This is a genomic window from Pseudomonas sp. PVC-5-1 (assembly GCF_057444345.1).
The window spans coordinates 541,052-559,380 of the sequence record NZ_CM172024.1; the positions used below are offsets into that span (position 1 = coordinate 541,052).

Annotated in this window: 14 protein-coding genes and 1 tRNA gene; 12 read left to right on the forward strand and 3 right to left on the reverse strand. The window is 62.9% G+C overall.

The window, feature by feature from the left end; genetic code table 11:
- Window positions 1–121: 121 nt before the first annotated feature.
- The 3 genes from AC2T3R_RS02430 (at window position 122) to AC2T3R_RS02440 (ending at window position 2,838) form a co-directional block, all read left to right on the forward strand.
- On the forward strand, window positions 122–1,516 hold the full coding sequence (locus tag AC2T3R_RS02430; RefSeq protein ID WP_061551338.1) for an MFS transporter: 1,395 nt from the start codon (window positions 122–124) through the stop codon (window positions 1,514–1,516).
- Between the two features lie 9 nt (window positions 1,517–1,525).
- On the forward strand, window positions 1,526–2,068 hold the full coding sequence (locus AC2T3R_RS02435; RefSeq protein WP_013970644.1) for a single-stranded DNA-binding protein: 543 nt from the start codon (window positions 1,526–1,528) through the stop codon (window positions 2,066–2,068).
- Window positions 2,069–2,379: 311 nt separating this feature from the next.
- A complete protein-coding gene (locus tag AC2T3R_RS02440) occupies window positions 2,380–2,838 on the forward strand; it encodes a hypothetical protein (RefSeq protein ID WP_039614600.1) in 459 nt (152 codons plus the stop codon).
- A 232-nt stretch (window positions 2,839–3,070) separates the two neighbouring features.
- On the opposite strand, the gene AC2T3R_RS02445 is transcribed toward AC2T3R_RS02440, so the two are convergent.
- On the reverse strand, window positions 3,071–4,453 hold the full coding sequence (locus tag AC2T3R_RS02445) for an aminotransferase-like domain-containing protein (protein ID WP_486744594.1): 1,383 nt from the start codon (window positions 4,451–4,453) through the stop codon (window positions 3,071–3,073).
- 199 nt (window positions 4,454–4,652) lie between these two features.
- Here AC2T3R_RS02445 and AC2T3R_RS02450 point away from each other — a divergent pair, with 199 nt between their 5' ends.
- The 9 genes from AC2T3R_RS02450 to AC2T3R_RS02490 all read left to right on the forward strand — a co-directional run bounded on the left by AC2T3R_RS02450 (window position 4,653) and on the right by AC2T3R_RS02490 (window position 15,697).
- Window positions 4,653–5,438: a sulfite exporter TauE/SafE family protein gene (locus AC2T3R_RS02450; protein WP_412481558.1), complete on the forward strand. Its 786-nt coding sequence runs from the start codon at window positions 4,653–4,655 to the stop codon at window positions 5,436–5,438.
- 21 nt (window positions 5,439–5,459) lie between these two features.
- Window positions 5,460–6,221 (forward strand): SDR family NAD(P)-dependent oxidoreductase, encoded by a 762-nt coding sequence (locus AC2T3R_RS02455; RefSeq protein WP_486744595.1) that lies wholly within the window; start codon window positions 5,460–5,462, stop codon window positions 6,219–6,221.
- A 271-nt stretch (window positions 6,222–6,492) separates the two neighbouring features.
- Window positions 6,493–9,561, forward strand: a complete 3,069-nt coding sequence (fdnG, locus tag AC2T3R_RS02460) for a formate dehydrogenase-N subunit alpha (RefSeq protein ID WP_137108957.1) — start codon at window positions 6,493–6,495, stop codon at window positions 9,559–9,561.
- A complete protein-coding gene (gene fdxH / locus AC2T3R_RS02465; protein WP_039614605.1) occupies window positions 9,561–10,511 on the forward strand; it encodes a formate dehydrogenase subunit beta in 951 nt (316 codons plus the stop codon). Before fdnG ends, fdxH begins: the two co-directional genes overlap by 1 nt.
- Window positions 10,508–11,164: a formate dehydrogenase subunit gamma gene (locus AC2T3R_RS02470; protein WP_100413299.1), complete on the forward strand. Its 657-nt coding sequence runs from the start codon at window positions 10,508–10,510 to the stop codon at window positions 11,162–11,164. Before fdxH ends, AC2T3R_RS02470 begins: the two co-directional genes overlap by 4 nt.
- Window positions 11,165–11,168: 4 nt before the next feature.
- Window positions 11,169–12,089 carry a formate dehydrogenase accessory protein FdhE gene (gene fdhE / locus AC2T3R_RS02475; protein WP_410953383.1) on the forward strand — a complete coding sequence of 307 codons (921 nt, stop codon included), beginning with the start codon at window positions 11,169–11,171 and terminating at the stop codon, window positions 12,087–12,089.
- Between the two features lie 159 nt (window positions 12,090–12,248).
- Window positions 12,249–13,676, forward strand: coding sequence for an L-seryl-tRNA(Sec) selenium transferase (selA, locus tag AC2T3R_RS02480; protein WP_410953382.1), 1,428 nt, complete (start codon window positions 12,249–12,251; stop codon window positions 13,674–13,676).
- A complete protein-coding gene (gene selB / locus AC2T3R_RS02485) occupies window positions 13,673–15,595 on the forward strand; it encodes a selenocysteine-specific translation elongation factor (RefSeq protein WP_486744596.1) in 1,923 nt (640 codons plus the stop codon). The genes selA and selB overlap by 4 nt, the downstream gene beginning before the upstream one ends.
- 6 nt (window positions 15,596–15,601) lie before the next feature.
- Window positions 15,602–15,697 (forward strand) — tRNA-Sec (locus tag AC2T3R_RS02490).
- 126 nt (window positions 15,698–15,823) lie between these two features.
- On the opposite strand, the gene AC2T3R_RS02495 is transcribed toward AC2T3R_RS02490, so the two are convergent.
- Window positions 15,824–16,813: an asparaginase gene (locus AC2T3R_RS02495; RefSeq protein ID WP_410953380.1), complete on the reverse strand. Its 990-nt coding sequence runs from the start codon at window positions 16,811–16,813 to the stop codon at window positions 15,824–15,826.
- A gap of 71 nt (window positions 16,814–16,884) precedes the next feature.
- Entirely contained in the window at window positions 16,885–18,327 is a 1,443-nt protein-coding gene (locus AC2T3R_RS02500; RefSeq protein ID WP_013970656.1) for an alanine/glycine:cation symporter family protein, read from the reverse strand.
- Window positions 18,328–18,329: the final 2 nt, after the last annotated feature.

Below are 18,329 nucleotides of genomic sequence, written 5' to 3' on the forward strand. Positions count from 1 at the left end.
CGCTCGGCGGGCATAAACAAGGAAGTATACGGCGCCCTGCCATTACGCGGCAAAGCGTCGCGTAGATGCCGTCAAGCTGTCGGACTGATAGAATCGCCGCCGGTTCACACGAGGTTAATCCATGCACGACACCCACAACGAGCGTATGAGTGGCGGCGAAACCCGCGCCGCTGGCGGCCTGGCCCTGGTCTTTGCCTTTCGTATGCTGGGCATGTTCATGGTCTTGCCGGTGCTGGCCACCTACGGCATGGACCTGGCCGGTGCCACGCCTGCGCTGATCGGCCTGGCCATTGGTGCCTATGGCCTGACCCAGGCCGTATTGCAGATCCCGTTCGGGATCATTTCCGATCGCATCGGCCGCCGGCCTGTGATTTACCTGGGGCTGGTCATCTTTGCCCTGGGCAGTGTATTGGCGGCCCAGGCCGACTCTATCTGGGGGGTGATTGCCGGGCGTATCCTGCAGGGGGCCGGGGCGATTTCCGCTGCGGTCATGGCGCTGCTGTCCGACCTCACCCGCGAGCAGCATCGGACCAAGGCCATGGCCATGATCGGCATGAGCATCGGCCTTTCGTTTGCCGTCGCCATGGTCGTCGGCCCATTGCTGACTCGTGCCTTTGGCTTGTCAGGATTGTTCCTCGCCACGGCAGGACTTGCCCTGGTCGGCATCCTGCTGATCGCCTTTGTGGTGCCCAATACCCACAGCATCCTGCAGCACCGTGAGTCGGGTGTGGCGCGCCAGGCCATCGGCCCGACCCTGCGCCATCCGGACCTTCTGCGCCTGGATGTGGGCATCTTCATCCTCCACGCCATCCTCATGGCCAGCTTCGTCGCATTGCCACTGGCCTTTGTCGAGCGCGGCGGCCTGCCGAAGGAGCAGCACTGGTGGGTATACCTGACCGCATTGTTCATCTCATTTTTTGCAATGGTCCCGTTCATCATCTATGGCGAAAAAAAGCGCAAGATGAAACGCGTGCTGGCCGGGGCGGTCAGTGTGTTGCTGCTGGTGGAGGTGTTCTTCTGGCAGTGGGCTGACGGTTTGCGCGGACTGGTGATCGGCACCGTGGTATTCTTTACTGCATTCAACCTGCTGGAGGCATCGCTGCCTTCGCTGGTGAGCAAGGTGTCGCCTGCAGGTGGCAAGGGGACGGCAATGGGGGTTTACTCCACCAGCCAGTTCCTCGGTGCTGCCCTGGGAGGAATCCTCGGTGGCTGGTTGTTCCAGCACGGCGGGCTGAACATGGTGTTCCTCGGTTGTGCGGTACTGTGTGCCATCTGGTTGGTCGTCGCCTTGCGCATGAACGAGCCGCCCTATGTGACCAGCCTGCGCATGCCGCTGACGCCAGAGGCAGTCCGGGAAGCCGGCCTGACCGAGCGCCTGATGGCTGTACCGGGTGTGACCGACGCCGTCGTGGTGGCGGAAGAAGCCGCCATCTATATCAAACTGGATACGAAAATTTTGGACCGTACGACCCTCGAGCGCCTGGTGAACCCGGCCTCTTCGGCGTGCGAAGCCTAGGAGAACGTTATGGCCCGTGGGGTTAACAAAGTCATTCTGGTCGGCACCTGTGGCCAGGATCCCGAAGTCCGCTACCTGCCCAACGGTAACGCCGTGACCAACCTGAGCCTGGCTACCAGCGAGCAGTGGACCGACAAGCAGTCGGGCCAGAAGGTCGAGCGTACCGAGTGGCACCGTGTGTCGCTGTTCGGCAAGGTTGCCGAAATCGCCGGCGAATATCTACGCAAAGGTTCGCAGTGCTACATCGAAGGCAAGCTGCAGACCCGCGAGTGGGAAAAAGACGGCATCAAGCGCTACACCACCGAGATCATCGTCGACATCAACGGCACCATGCAGCTGCTCGGCGGTCGCCCGCAGAACCAGCAGCAGGGCGGTGACCCGTACAACCAAGGTGGCGGCAACTACGGTGGCGGCCAGCCGCAGCAGTACAACCAGGCCCCACGCCAGCAGGCCCCGCGCCCGCAACAGGCTCCTCAGCGCCCGGCCCCGCAGCAGCCAGCCCCGCAGCCGGCGGCTGACTTCGACAGCTTCGATGACGATATTCCGTTCTGATCCAAGCCGTTAAGCAGCTGGCAAAAAACCAAAAACCCAAGGCAGATGTCTTGGGTTTTTTTATGAGCAAACAGTGGTAGTGCTGTGCGGGCTTTCCTCTAGAAAGAAAGCGGCGAGGATAGGGCGCCAGCTTCGCGATATTGCGGGAATCTCGGCAGCCCATTGAGTAGGAAAAATGCCTATAAGATATTGCCAATTTTATATGGTTATAGGAAACGCTGACCGTAAATGTCAGAGACTTCTGAAGTTTTAGTGGCGCGCACTTTTTCTTTCCCTGATCGCTTAGTATTCACTTTTTAAAGGAGTGGATCATGCAAAGTGCTGAGAAGGAATGCCTGTTAGGTCAAATAAACCTGAAATCAGACGCGCGAAACTACGATGTCTCCGGTTTTTCCGAGATGTATGCGGCTCATCTTGAGGGGCCTGCTGGGGACGCTGCGTTTTACGGTCGAGTACTAATAGGCATTGGTTTCGCAATTTCCGCACTGGGCCTTGGCATCTTCCTGTTTGGGCCTGAGGTTATTTATTATGACCGGTTTTCAGGCCCAACTCTGATTCAACACATACAAGCGAATTCCGGCCTCGTTGCAATGGCCGGCGGGTTGATAATGGCGTGGGGCGGGAAGCAGCGGGATGAAGGCATTGTTTATCGGGAGGATTTTCTCCTGTCCCATTACAAGTTTGTAACGGAAGATGGGCAAGATGTTAGCGGTCAGGTTTCTGTCCGATATCTGGAAGGAGATAATTTCAGTGTATTCATCGACTTGTAGTCGAGCGAGTATGTTCGGGCTTTGTTAGAGTCACATTCGTCATTGATTCAAGTTATGCCTCTTGCTTGACAGTCTGCCCTCAGATCTTTTGGCTGGTGCCGTTCTGCTGTACCTGTTTGGTTGACGGCTACAAATCGAGCCCTGTGACACCGAGTGCCTGTTGGAGTGGTCTCGCGTCGCGAAACGGGCGCATAGTGCCCCAATGGCACGACTACACCAATACCAGTCCAGTTCAATAAAACAACCGCGGCTCCGGCGAGTCCAGCAAGCTGACCAGCTTGGTCAGGGCAAAGCCCAACTCCTGACGGCTGGGGGCCATCAAGGCGATGCGCACGCCGCGGCTGGCGTGGCTGCGCTCTGGCAGGAACTGGCTGCCACTGACTACAGTGACGCCGTTGTTACGCGCCAGGTTGGCGAATTCGTCGCTGGTCCACGGCTCGGGCAACTCCAGCCAGATGTGGAAGCTGTTGGGCTGGCTGCGGATCTTGTACTTGCCAAGGATCTCCTGGGCCATTTGCTGGCGCGCGGCAGCCTCTTCCTGTTGTTCTCGCACCAACTGGTCGGCCATGCCGCTGTTGATCAGGTTGCTGGCCAGTTGTGCCATCAACGGCGATGGCATCCAGACGCTGCTGCGTACCATCGACGATAGCCGCGAGAGGGTTTGCGGTGGGGCGTACAGGTAACCGATACGCAGCGCCGGCAGCACACTTTTGGACAGGCTGGTGAGATACACCGAACGTTCTGGCGCATACGCTGCCAGTGGCTGGTAATCCGGAGCGGGTTCAAGGAAGCCGTAGATATCGTCATCGACGATGAACAGGTCGAACTCGCGGGCGATCTCTGCGATGGCCTGGCGCCGTGCGTGGGGCATGATCGAGTTGGTGGGGTTCTGGTGGGTGGTGACACACACCAACAGGGAAGGGCGATGCTCCAGGCAGGCCGCGCGCAATGCCTCGGGAATAAGGCCATGCTCGTCCATGGCCACGCCACGCAGGCGGCGGCCCATGCTGTGGGCCAGGGAGATGATGCCGGGATAGCAGAACGATTCACACAGCAACACATCGTCGCTCTTCGACAGGCTGCTGATGGCCACCAATAGTCCATGCTGGGCGCCAGAGGTCAGTACAACCTGTTGCCAGCGCGCATCAGGCAGCCAGCGCCGAATCCAGTCTGCACCTGCTTGTTTGTGGGAGGTGTGACCACCTTCTGTCACATAGTCGAGTACCTGTCCCAGGTCCGCAGAGGTGGCCAGCTCGCTGATGGCCGCACCCAGCCACTCACTCATGTGGGCGTCGTTGGGTTTGATGATCGAGAGATCGATCTGGCTGCTTTCGCCAGTAACTGGTGTAGGCACCGACGGGGCGGATAACCGCTGTCGCAACTGCCTGACAAATGTGCCACGGCCTACCTCTCCAACCACCAGGCCGCGCTTGGCGGCTTCGTCGTAGGCTCTTCCAACGGTGCCGGGGGTTACATTCAGTGCCTCGGCAAGGTCTTTGAGGGTGGGCAAACGATCGCCTGCTGCAAGCCGACCACTTTCGATGTCCTGTTCAAGGGCATTAGCGATCATCAGGTAAACCGGCTGGGTTTGATCGCCGTATTGAGGGACCCACATGGAAATGGCACCAGATTCTGCAATTGCGCGCAGCCTAACATGAAAGCCAAGATGCGGGTAATGATGGCAATCTTCGTCATTGAGTCGATTTAATTCGATATTGCATCGATTCAATTTTTGTAATTACAATCATCGCGCTGATTGGGACATGCACATTTGCGTTGTGCTTGGCAGAAAACTCCACTGGATGGACTTCGCTATGGAAATTCTGGGCGCTTTCTGGGCGGAACACTGGTTGCTGGCGGTGCTCATGCTTGGGGCTATCGCTTTCGTTGCCGGCTTCGTAGACAGCATTGCCGGTGGCGGCGGGTTGTTCCTGGTGCCGGGCTTTCTGCTGGTCGGCATGCCACCGCAGGTTGCCCTCGGCCAGGAAAAACTGGTCAGTACCCTTGGCACACTGGCAGCCATTCGCAACTTCCTGGCCAACAGCAAGATGGTCTGGCAGGTGGCGCTGGTCGGCGTGCCATTCTCGTTGCTCGGTGCCTACCTGGGAGCGCACCTGATCGTCTCGATCTCCCAGGAAGCCGTGGGCAAGATCATCCTGGCGCTGATCCCCTTCGGCATCCTCATCTTCCTCACCCCCAAGGACCGCCCGGTCGAGGAGCGTGAACTGTCATCGCGCATGCTCTTCACCGTGGTACCGCTGACCTGCCTGGCCATCGGCTTCTACGACGGCTTCTTCGGCCCGGGTACCGGCAGCATGTTCATCATCGCGTTCCACTACCTGCTGCGCATGGACCTGGTCTCCAGCTCGGCCAATTCAAAAACCTTCAACTTCGCATCCAACATCGGCGCTTTGGTGGCCTTCGTCATTGCCGGCAAGGTCGTCTACCTGTTGGCGGTGCCGCTGGTGGCCTGCAACATCCTCGGTAACCACCTTGGCAGTGCACTGGCCCTGCGCAAGGGCAACGAAGTGGTGCGCAAGGCGCTGGTGTTCTCGATGCTCTGCCTGTTCACCAGCCTGGGCGTTAAGTACCTGGCCTGACCCTTCCATAGGAGACAACTGATGAAAACTGCATTCGTAACCGGCGCCTCCTCGGGCTTTGGCCGCGCCATCTGCCGTACCTTGATCGGCAAAGGCTACCGCGTGATCGGTGGCGCCCGGCGCATGGACAAGCTGCAAGCGCTGGCCGCCGAGCTGGGCGTCAATTTCATTCCGCTGGCGCTGGATGTCACCGACCCGGTGTCGCTCGAGAAGGCGTTCGAGCAGATTAGTGATGCGTCACTGCAGGTCGACCTGCTGGTCAATAATGCCGGGCTGGCGCTGGGCGTGGACCGTGCCCAGGCCAGTAGTGCGGAAAACTGGCAGCGGATGATCGACACCAACATCACTGGCCTGGCCATGGTCACCCACAAGATCCTGCCGCAGATGGTGGAAGCTGACAGCGGCATGATCATCAATATCGGCTCGATCGCCGGCACCTATCCCTACCCGGGCGGTAACGTGTATGGCGCCAGCAAGGCCTTCGTTCGCCAGTTCAGCCTCAACTTGCGCGCCGATCTGGCGGGCACCCGCGTGCGAGTGAGCAACATCGAGCCTGGGCTGTGCTCGGGGACCGATTTCTCGGTGGTGCGCCTGAACGGTGATCTGGATGCCGTGCAGGCGCTGTATCGGGACGTGGAGGCCATCCTGCCCGAGGACATCGCGGCCACGGTGGCCTGGATTGCCGAGCAGCCGGCGCATGTGAACATCAATACCATCGAGATCATGCCGGTGGCCCAGAGCAGTGCGGCGCTGAACGTGGTGCGCAACCTGCCGCTTTGCTGATCGGCCGGTGGTGGATGGCACCGGCGTTGCCGGTGTTCGCGGGCACGCCCGCTTCCACAGGAATAGGCTCTGCTTCGTGCATGTGCAATACCTGTGGGAGCGGGTTCACCCGCGAATCAGGCAACACAGCGCCTTCAGCTGACCCATGTCATCGCACCTTCTCGATTCTTGGCTAGTCTTAACGGTTGACGGCCATCAATTGGCCGCCACCGTGACTACCAAGAGGCGCCGGCCATGTTCCGTGCGTCCACCACCTGATCAGGAGTGCACGATGGACTTGAACCGTCGGCAGTTCTTCAAGGTCGCCGCCGTCGGCCTTGGAGGCTCGAGCCTTGCGGCGTTGGGCATGGCCCCGACACCCGCATTCGCCGAGCAGGTGCGTCACTTCAAGCTGGCGCATACCAAGGAAACCCGTAACACCTGCCCTTACTGCTCGGTCGGCTGCGGCCTGATCATGTACAGCCAGGGCGATGCGGGCAAGAACGTCAAACAGAACATCATCCATATCGAAGGTGACGCCGACCACCCGGTCAACCGCGGCACCCTCTGCCCGAAAGGCGCTGGTCTGCTGGACTTCATCCACAGCCCGAGCCGCCTGCAGTACCCCGAGGTACGCAAGCCGGGCAGCAAGGAGTGGGTGCGGGTCAGCTGGGACGAGGCGCTCGATCGCGTTGCCGACCTGATGAAGCAGGACCGCGACGCCAACTTCATCGAAAAGAACGCCCAGGGGCAAACGGTCAACCGCTGGCTCACCACCGGCTTTCTTGCTGCTTCCGCCGCCTCCAGCGAGGCCGGCTACCTGACCCACAAGGTCATCCGCGCAACAGGCATGCTGGGGTTCGATAACCAGGCTCGTGTCTGACATGGCCCGACGGTGGCAAGTCTTGCCCCGACGTACGGCCGTGGCGCCATGACCAACCACTGGTCCGATATCGCCAATGCGAATCTGGTCCTGGTGATGGGTGGCAACGCAGCAGAAGCGCATCCGTGCGGCTTCAAGTGGGTGACCGAGGCCAAGGCGCACAACAAGGCGCGGCTGATCGTGGTCGACCCGCGGTTTACCCGTACCGCTTCGGTGGCCGACTACTACGCACCGATTCGTACCGGTACCGACATCGCCTTCATGGGCGGGTTGATCAATTACTTGCTGAGCAATGACAAGATCCAGCACGAGTACGTGCGCAACTACACCGATGTGTCGTTCATCGTCAAAGAGAACTATGGCTTCGAGGATGGCCTGTTCAGCGGGTACGACGAGGCCAAGCGCGTGTATTCCGATAAGTCCGGCTGGGGTTACGAGCTGGGTGAAGACGGCTTTGCCAAGGTCGACCCGACGCTGCAGCACCCGCGCTGCGTGTTCCAGCTGATGAAGCAGCACTACAGCCGCTATACACCGGAACTGGCAAGCATGACCTGTGGCATGCCGCAGGACGCCATGTTGAAGATCTGGGAAGAGATCGCCACCTGCTCGGTACCGGGCAAGACCATGACGATCCTCTACGCGCTGGGCTGGACGCAGCACTCGATCGGTGCGCAGATCATCCGCAGTGCGGCCATGGTGCAGTTGCTGCTGGGCAACGTCGGCATGCCGGGTGGCGGGGTCAACGCCTTGCGCGGGCACTCCAACATCCAGGGCCTGACCGACCTCGGCCTGCTGTCCAACTCGTTGCCGGGTTACTTGACCCTGGCCGGCGATGCCGAGCAGGACTATGCCGCCTATATCGACAAGCGCGCCTCCAAGCCACTGCGTCCTGGCCAACTGTCGTACTGGCAGAACTACGGCAAGTTCCATGTCAGCCTGATGAAGGCCTGGTACGGCGCCAATGCCACGGCGGAGAACAACTGGGGCTACGACTGGCTGCCCAAGCTCGATGTGCCGGCCTACGACGTGCTGCGCATGTTCGAGATGATGGGCCAGGGCAAGGTAAACGGCTACATGTGCCAAGGTTTCAACCCGATTGCCGCGCTGCCGGACAAGAACCGTGTCACTGCCGCCCTGAGCAAACTCAAGTGGCTGGTGATCATGGACCCGCTGGCCACCGAGACCTCGGAGTTCTGGCGCAACGCCGGGCCGTTCAACGATGTCGACACGGCCAACATCCAGACCGAAGTGATCCGCCTGCCCACTACCTGCTTTGCCGAGGAAGACGGCTCGCTGGTCAACAGCAGCCGCTGGCTGCAGTGGCACTGGAAGGGCGCCGACGGCCCGGGCGAGACCCGCACCGACGTTCACATCATGAGCGAGCTGTTCCTGCGCCTGCGCCGACGCTACCAGGCCGAAGGCGGCGCCTATCCTGACGCGCTGATGAACATCAACTGGCCATACAAGGTCCCTGAAGAGCCATCCCCGGAGGAGCTGGCCAAGGAAATGAACGGCTGGGCGGTGACGGACGTCACCGATCCGACTGGCGCAGTGCTCAAGGCCGGCCAGCAACTGGCGGGCTTTGGCCAGCTCAAGGACGACGGCAGCACTGCGTCCGGTTGCTGGATCTTCTCCGGCAGCTGGACCGAGCAGGGTAACCAGATGGCTCGCCGTGACAACAGCGACCCGTACGGCATGCACCAAGTGCAGAACTGGGCCTGGGCCTGGCCGGCCAACCGCCGCATCCTCTACAACCGTGCCTCCAGCGACCCGCAAGGCAAGCCGTGGGACCCGGAGAAGAAGCGCCTGGTGTGGTGGAACGGCAAGGCCTGGACCGGCACCGACGTGCCCGACTTCAAGGTCGACTCGCCGCCCGAGGCGGGGATGAACCCGTTCATCATGAACCCCGAAGGCGTGGCGCGGTTCTTCGCCATCGACAAGATGGCCGAAGGCCCGTTCCCCGAGCACTACGAGCCGTTCGAGACGCCGATTGGCATCAACCCGCTGCACCCGCAGAACAAGAAGGCCACCAGCAACCCGGCCGGGCGGGTATTCGACTCGGTGTGGGACACCCTCGGCAAGCACGACGAGTTCCCGTACGCGGCGACCACGTACAGGCTGACCGAGCACTTCCACTTCTGGAGCAAGCATTGCCGGCTCAACGCCATTGCCCAGCCCGAGCAGTTCGTCGAAATCGGCGAGGTGCTGGCCAACGAGAAAGGTATCAAGGCTGGTGACCGGGTGCGGGTATCGAGCAAGCGCGGGCATATCGATGCGGTGGCGGTAGTGACCAAGCGGATTCGCCCGCTCCAGGTCAACAACCAGACCGTGCACCAGATCGGCATCCCGCTGCACTGGGGCTTCACCGGGGCTACGCGGCATGGCTACCTGACCAACACCCTGGTGCCTTTCCTGGGTGACGGCAATACCCAGACGCCAGAGTCCAAGTCGTTCCTCGTCAAAGTGGAGAAACTCTGATGGCCAGCCAAGACATCATCGCCCGCTCGGCCACCACCACCGTACCGCCTTCGGTACGCCAGCAGCAGGAAGTCGCCAAGCTGATCGACACCACCAAGTGCATCGGCTGCAAGGCCTGCCAGGTGGCGTGTTCGGAGTGGAACGAGCTGCGTGACGAGGTCGGCCACAACCACGGCACCTACGACAACCCCCAGGACCTCACTGCCGAGACCTGGACCCTGATGCGCTTTACCGAGCACGAGCGCGACGACGGCAATCTGGAGTGGCTGATTCGCAAGGATGGCTGCATGCACTGCGCCGAGCCAGGTTGCCTGAAGGCGTGCCCGAGCCCGGGAGCGATCATCAAGCACGCCAACGGCATCGTCGACTTCAACCAGGACCACTGCATCGGTTGTGGGTACTGCATCACCGGTTGCCCGTTCAATATCCCGCGTATTTCGCAGAAGGACCACAAGGCGTACAAGTGCACCCTGTGTTCCGACCGCGTGACCGTGGGCCTGGAGCCGGCCTGCGTGAAAACCTGCCCGACCGGGGCGATCGTGTTCGGCACGAAGGATGAGATGAAGGTGCACGCAGCCGAGCGCATCGTTGATCTCAAGTCGCGAGGCTACGACAAGGCTGGGCTATACGACCCGGACGGCGTCGGTGGCACCCACGTGATGTATGTGCTGCACCATGCCGACACGCCGAAGCTGTACGCCGGCCTGCCGGACCAGCCGGTGATCAGCCCGCTGGTGGGGCTGTGGAAGGGCTTTACCAAGCCGCTGGCGCTGCTGGCCATGGGGGCTGCGGTGCTGGCCGGGTTCTTCCACTATGTGCGGGTAGGGCCACAACGGGTGGAGGAGGACGAACACCCGACACCCGCGGATGAAAGCGTGCACCAGGTGGACCCGTCGGTCCATGTCTATGATCCGACCAAGCCCGGTGGGCAAGGGGAGCAGCGACCATGAACGACAACAAACCCATCCTGCGCTACAACGCCAACGAGCGCAGTAACCACTGGGTCGTCGCGATCCTGTTCATCCTGGCTGGCCTGTCGGGGCTGGCGCTGTTCCATCCGGCGCTGTTCTGGCTCAGCAACCTGTTCGGCGGTGGGCCCTGGACACGCATCCTGCACCCCTTCCTCGGGGTGGCGATGTTCGTGTTCTTCCTCGGCCTGGTGCTGCGTTTCTGGCGCGCCAATTTCATCACTGCCAATGACCGACTGTGGCTGCGCCGGGTGGACCGGGTGATGCTCAACAAGGAGGAGGGTGTGCCACCGATCGGCAAGTACAACGCCGGGCAGAAGCTGTTGTTCTGGACCCTGCTGGTGTGCATGCTGGTTCTGCTGGTCAGCGGCGTGGTGATCTGGCGCGCATACTTCAGCCATTTGTTCGGCATCGAGGTCATTCGCCTGTCTACGCTGCTCCACGCCCTGGCGGCGTTCGTGCTGATCCTCAGCATCATCGTGCACATCTACGCCGGTATCTGGATCAAGGGCTCGATCGGCGCCATGCTGCATGGCTGGGTCAGCCGCGCCTGGGCGCGCAAGCACCATGAGTTGTGGTACCGCGAAGTGACTGGTGACAAGACGCCGGGCAATCACGGACGAAAAGAAGGATGAGCGCTTGAGCACGATACTCGAACCCGGGCAGATCGAAGCGTCGGCAGTGATGCCGCCGTTTCTGTACCTGCCCCCCGCCAACCTGTTCGAACTGCGCGCCGCGCGCCTGGAGCAGCTGGCCGAGGGCAATGCCCTTGGCGAATATCTGAAGCTGGTGGCTCGTTTGTGCCGTATCCAGCAGCAGCTTGTGGATAACCCCCCCGCTGGCATGCCGGTGGCCGAGGAGCGTCAGCGCCTGTGCATAAGTCATGGTTTGCCGCCACTGGCGGCGGACAGCCTGGTGCGTGAAGGGCCGTGGCTGGTCTGGCTGCAGGCCTTGCTTGAGCACCTCGACGCGGACACCAGCGGTCCGTTGGGGGAGGCGCTGCAAACCCTGCGCAGCAGTGACGACCATCAACGCAAGGGTTGGGGCATCGCCTTGCTCGCCGGCCAGTACGACGCAGTGCCCGCAGCACTGGTGCCGTTCATTGGGGCGGCCTTGCAGGCGGCCTGGTCCAGCTGGTTGCTGGCGCTGCCCGCGCCAGAGCTCAAGCCCGCCGACAGCCTGGCCCAGTGCCCGGCCTGCGGTTCGCCGGCGATGGCCGGGGTGGTGCGCAACCGCGGCAAGCACAATGGCCTGCGCTACCTGGCTTGTTCGCTGTGTGCCTGCGAATGGCACGTGGTGCGGGTCAAATGCGTGTACTGCGAGTCGAGCAAGGACCTGCGCTATACCAGCCTTGACGATGACCGCCATGCGCCGGGCAAGGCGCCGCTACGGGCGGAGTGCTGCCCGGAGTGCGAGAGCTACCTGAAGCAGAACTACCTGGAAAACGATGCGGCGGCCGAGCCGCTGGCCGATGACCTGGCCAGCCTGGCACTGGACATTCGCCTGGACGAGGAGGGCTTCCATCGGTTGGCACCGAACCTGATGCTCGCACCCGGGTAATGGAGAGTGTCTACACTGTAAGACCGAGTCGCCTTCTTCGCGGGTAAACCCGCTCCCACAGGGCCCGCGCAGCTTTTGAGGCTTGCGCGGCCCTTGTAGGAGCGGGTTTACCCGCGAAGAGGCCAGTACAGACAACGGATCAGTCCAAGGTAGTACCGCATGTCCTCCAGCCTAGCCAGCGACACCCCACGCCTGCCCTCCATCGACACCCTTTTGCGCCACCCTGCCTGCCTCCCGCTGATCGACCGCCACGGTCGCGACGCGGTCCTCGCCACCCTGCGGCAACTGCTCGACGACCTGCGCGACCCCGCCCGCACCGGCCAGCTCAGCACCGCCGAACTGGCCGCTGAAGTCCTGCTGGGCCGCACTGGCGAACGCTTGGCCACCCAGCAACGCAGCCAGGTCCGCCGAGTGTTCAACCTCACCGGCACCGTGTTGCACACCAACCTCGGCCGCGCCCTGTTGCCAGAGGAGGCCATCGAGGCCATGCAGACCGCCGCCCGCTACCCGCTCAACCTGGAGTTCGACCTGGCCACCGGCAAGCGCGGCGACCGTGACGACCTGATCGAGGGCCTGATCCGCGAGCTGACAGGCGCCGAAGCCGTCACCGTGGTCAACAACAACGCCGCCGCCGTGCTGCTGGCGCTCAACAGCCTGGGTGCGCGCAAGGAGGGGATCATCTCACGCGGTGAACTGATCGAGATCGGCGGTGCCTTCCGCATCCCCGACATCATGGCCCGCGCCGGCGTGAAGCTGCACGAAGTCGGCACCACCAACCGCACCCACGCCCGTGACTACGAGGCCGCCATCAGCCCGCGTACGGGCCTGCTGATGCGGGTGCATTGCAGCAACTACAGCATTCAGGGCTTCACTACCCAGGTGCCCACCGCCGAGCTGGCGCGTATCGCCCACCAACATGACTTGCCGTTGCTTGAAGACCTTGGCAGCGGCAGCCTGCTTGACCTTACCCGCTGGGGCCTGCCCTCCGAGCCGACAGTGCGCCAGGCCCTGGCTGACGGCGCCGATATCGTCACCTTCAGCGGCGACAAACTGCTGGGCGGGCCGCAAGCCGGAATCATCGTCGGGCGCAAGGAACTGATCGCCAGAATCAAGAAGAACCCGCTCAAGCGCGCGCTGCGGGTCGACAAGATCACCCTTGCCGCACTCGAAGCGGTGCTGGCGTTGTACCGCAACCCCGACCGCCTGGCCGAGCGCCTGCCCAGCCTGCGCCTGCTGACCCGCAGTCAGGCCGAAATCCAGGCCCAGGCCGAGCGCCTGGCCCCTGAAATCAAAGCCCGCCTCGGCGAGCAATGGGCGGTCAGTGTGGAGCCGGCGTTGGGCATGATTGGCAGTGGCAGCCAACCGGTGGCCCGCCTGCCAAGCGCGGCATTGTGCCTGCGCCCGCAGGTGTCGAAGAAGTTGCGCGGGCGCAGCCTGCATGTACTGGAGCGCGCCTTGCGCGGTCTGCCCGTGCCAGTGCTCGGCCGAATCGACGATGACGCCCTGTGGCTGGACCTGCGCCAACTGGATGACGAGGCCCAGTGGCTGGCTCAGTTGCCCACCCTGCAATTGGGGCCGGTACAGTGATCGTTGGTACCGCCGGCCACATCGACCACGGCAAGACCGCACTGCTCCAGGCCCTGACCGGCCAGGCCGGTGACCAGCGCCAGGAGGAGCGCGCCCGTGGCATGACCATCGACCTTGGCTATCGCTATGCGGCGTTGACCGAGGGCGCAGCGCTGACCGGCTTCATCGACGTGCCCGGTCACGAGCGCTTTATCCACAACATGCTGGCCGGCGCCCATGGCATTGATCTGGTACTACTGGTAGTCGCGGCCGACGACGGGGTGATGCCTCAAACCCGCGAGCACCTGGCGATCATCGAGTTGCTGGGCATCCCACAAGCCCTGGTGGCGATCAGCAAATGCGACCGTGTAGAGCCGGCCCGCCTGGCCGAAGTGCAGGCACAGGTCAGCGAACTTCTGGCGCCGGGCCCATATGCCGGTGCGCGGCAGTTTCCGTTGTCCAGTGTGACCGGCGAAGGTATCGATGCCTTGCGCCAGGCCTTGCTGGCCGCGCAACAGCGCGTGTGCCAGCGCAGCGTGCGCGGCGGTTTCCGCCTGGCCGTCGACCGCGCCTTTGCCGTTACCGGTGCGGGTGTGGTGGTCACGGGCACGGCGCTGGCCGGGCGGGTCAGTGCCGGTGACACCTTGTTACTGGGCAAGGCCGGCAAACCGGTGCGGGTGCGTGGCCTGCATGCGCAGAACCAGGCCGCACTGGTGGCCGAAGCGGGCCAGCGGGTGGCACTGAACATTGCTGCCGAACGCCTGGCGGTGGAGCAGGTGCGCCGGGGGGACTGGCTGGTGCCCGAGTGGCTGCATGCGCCTAGCGTGCGGGTGGATATCGAGCTGAACCTGTTGCCGGGCGAGACCCGTACCTTCGAGCATTTCAGCGCTGTGCACGTGCACCTGGGCACCCAGGATGTAACGGCCCGGGTAGCCTTGCTCGAGGGTGAAACCTTGGTGGCAGGCCAGCGCATGTTCGCCCAGTTGCTGCTCAACGCGCCGCTGCAGGCGGTACACGGCGACCGCTTGGTGCTGCGCGATCAGCGTGCCCAGCGCACACTGGGGGGCGGCAAGGTACTCGATCCGTTCGCGCCAAGCCGTCAGCGTCGCAGTGATGAGCGCCTGCGCCAATTGCAGGTGCTGCGTGATGCCGAGGACCTGGAGCAGGCCTTGCCGGCACTGCTTGCCAGCGCACCCGGGGGTATCGACCCGCAACGTGTGGAACGGCAGTTCAATCGCCTGCGCGAAACCTGGCAGTTGCCGGAAGATGTGCTGGTGGTGGCCACGCGGCAGGGCCAACTGCTGTTTGCCAGTGTCCGGTGGCAGACGCTCAAGCGCCAGGTGCTGGAGCAGTTGGTGCGGTTCCATGAACAGGAGCCCGACCAGCTCGGCCCGGACCGCGACCGCCTGCGCCGCTTTGCTGCCTTGCCGCTGGAGCGGCCCGCTTTTGTCAGCCTGCTGGATGAGTTGCTCGAAGACGGCGCCATTGCCAGCAGCGGGCCTTGGCTGCACCTGCCCGATCACAAGGTGCAGTTGAGCGAAGCCGACAGTGCATTATGGGCGAGTCTGCAACCGAAGTTGCTGGCGGGGCAATACGATCCGCCCTGGGTCCGGACGCTGGCGAGCGAGGAAAATTGTGCCGAAGCCGATGTGCGCCTGTTGCTGCGCAAGCTGGCCCGGTTGGGCCTGGTGCACCAGGTGGTGCGCGATCTGTTCTACCCCGAGGCGACGCTACAGCGCATGGCAGAGCTGCTGCTGGGGCAGGCCAGTGAAACGCCGATAGTGCAGGTTGCCGCGTTTCGCGATATGTTGGGCATCGGTCGCAAGCGCAGTGTGCAGATTCTGGAGTACTTCGACCGCATCGGCCTGACCCGGAGGGTGGCCGATCAGCGTCACATTCGCGCCGACAGCGCCCTGGCCCAGCAGCAGGCCAGGCACTGAGTTCAAGGAAGGCAATCGCGCCCGGTGGCGCGGCCGGGCTTCAAACCCGGTTGGGGACGGCAGCCGTTCCCGGGCAGGTTCGACTCCCGCTGCCTTCCGCCATTTTCTTTTGCCTGTCAGGGCCCTATCGCCGGCAAGCCAGCTCCCACAGGTACTCCACAGGCCTCAGGCCTTGTGTTATCCCTGTGGGAGCTGGCTTGCCGGCGATAGGGCCAGACCAGGCAACACTCAGGCCCGCTCCCCACACAGGTCCAGGGCAAACCACCGCTCCGCCGTGTCCACATCCAGCCCGGCCCCCAGCAACGCAACCATCTTGGCCAGCGCCGCCTCCCGGGTCATGCCCCCGCCACTGACCAGCCCGGCCCCGCGCAAGCGGTTACCCGCCGCATAGGTATCGAACACCACCGACCCCTCAGGGCACTGGCTGATAGCTGCCAGCATTACACCCCGCTGGCGTGCCGCGCTCAGCACATCCAGCAACGCCTGGTCATCCGACGGCCCGGTACCGCTGCCGTAGCACTCCAGCAGCAATCCCTGCACGCCGCTGCCCAGCAGTGCCTGCAAGTGCCCGGCCTGCAGGCCCGGGAACACCGGCACTATCGCCAGGTTGACCGGCTGGCGCGGGTGCTTGTAGCCAAGCTCGGCAGGGATCGCCGTTGCGCGCTCACTGTCACGATGGCGCGGCAGCGCGGCAAAGGCATCGAACGCCTCGCTGCGCAGCTTCGACGCCCGGCAGCCATGCAGCAGCTGCCCATGGAAGTACAGTTGCACGCCATCTTCCAGCCCTTGTTCGAACTGGCGCAGTGCGCCGCACAAGTTGCCCCAGGCGTCGCTGTCCGCGCTACCTGCAGGCAGCATCGAGCCGGTCAGCAGCACTGGCACCGGCAGGCCCAGCAGCAGGAACGACAACGCCGCGGCGCTGTAGGCCAGGCTGTCGGTACCATGCAGTACGAGCACGCCATCATGGCCAGCCACCTCTACCGCTGCGACGATGGCATCGCGCATCGCCAGCCAGTTGTGCTGTTGCATGTTGGCGCTGTCGAGCAGCGGGTTCAGTTCCTGCAAGGTCCATTGCACCTGGGGGGCGTCGGCCAACTGGGCAAAGTGTTCGCGCATGCGTGCTTCGAAGCCACCGGCGGGCGCCAGGCCTTCGGGGGTTTCGAGCATGCCGATGGTGCCCCCGGTATAGAGCACGAGGAGATTCTTTACTGCTCGCATGGGAAGTATCCGTAGCGGTGAGCGGAAGAAGGTAAGCCGCCCACGGACGGGGCGGCTGGCAGGGGAGAATATCAGCGTTGAGTCTGGACTTCGCCGACTGCTTTGTCAGTGGCTGTTTCCGCCTGCGGATTGGCAGGCCAGGCATTGCGATCCAGGTCCAGGTCGGCAAACTTGGCCGAGTCGAACACCGGTTGGTCGACGCCCGCCTTGCGCTGGTCGTCGTAGTCGCGCATCACCCGCAGGCCGACCTTGAACAGCAGGGCCAGGGCCACCAGGTTGACGAAGGCCAGGCAGGTCATGGTGATATCGGCAAAGGCGAACACAGTCGACAGGTCCTGCAACGAGCCCCATACAACCAGCGCCAGTACCAGGCCACGGAATACCATCAGTACCACACGATTGCGGCTGAGGAACTGCAGGCTGTTCTCGCCCAGGTAGTAGTTGTAGAGGATGCAGGTGAACACGAACAGCGACAGTGCCACGCTGACGAACACGCGGCCCCAGTCACCAACCACGGCGGCCAGCGAGTTCTGGGTCAGGACGATGCCGTCACCTTCGAAGCCCGGGGTGTAGAAGCCCGACAGCAGGATCAGCAGCGCGGTGCAGGTGCAGATCACGAAGGTGTCGAGGAACACGCTGAATGCCTGGACAACGCCCTGCGCACCCGGGTGTTTCACGGCGGCCACGGCTGCGACGTTTGGCGCACTGCCCAGGCCCGCTTCGTTGGCGAACACACCACGCTTCACGCCCATGACGATGGCACTGCCGAGCAGGCCGCCGAACGCTGGGTCGAGGCCGAAGGCACTCTTGAAGATGGTTTCCAGCATGGCTGGCACGTGCTCGATCTGGGTGCCGATCACGTACAGGGTCACGCCGATGTACGCCAGGGTCTTGACCGGTACCAGCAGGTCCGACACCGCGGCGATGCGCTTGATGCCGCCGATGAAGGTGATGGCCAGCAGCACGGCGAGGACGATGCCGGTGTGCTTGGGGTCGAAGGCGAAGGCGTTCTGCAGCGAGTGAGTCACGGTGTACGACTGCAGGCCGATGAAGGCGAAGCCGTAGGTGACCAGCAGCAGGACCGAGAACACGATGGCCATGCTTTTCAGCTTCAGGCCGTGCTGGATGTAGTACGCCGGGCCACCACGGTACAGGCCGTCGCCATCGGCGCGCTTGTAGACCTGGGCCAGGGTGCATTCGAAGAAGCTGCTGGACATACCCACCAGTGCGGTGACCCACATCCAGAACACGGCGCCTGGGCCACCCAGGGTCACGGCAATGCCGACACCGGCGATGTTACCGGCACCAACGCGGCCAGCCAGGCTCAGCATCAGGGCCTGGAAGGAGCTCAGCTGGCCTGCCTGGCCACGCAGCGATTCCTTGAACACACCGAACATGTGGCCGAAGTGGCGGAACTGGACGAACCGGGAGCGGATAGTGAAGTAGCTACCCAGCCCTACGATCAGCACAATGAGAAGTTTCCCCGAGAGGAAATCGTTGAGTACTTCGAGCATTG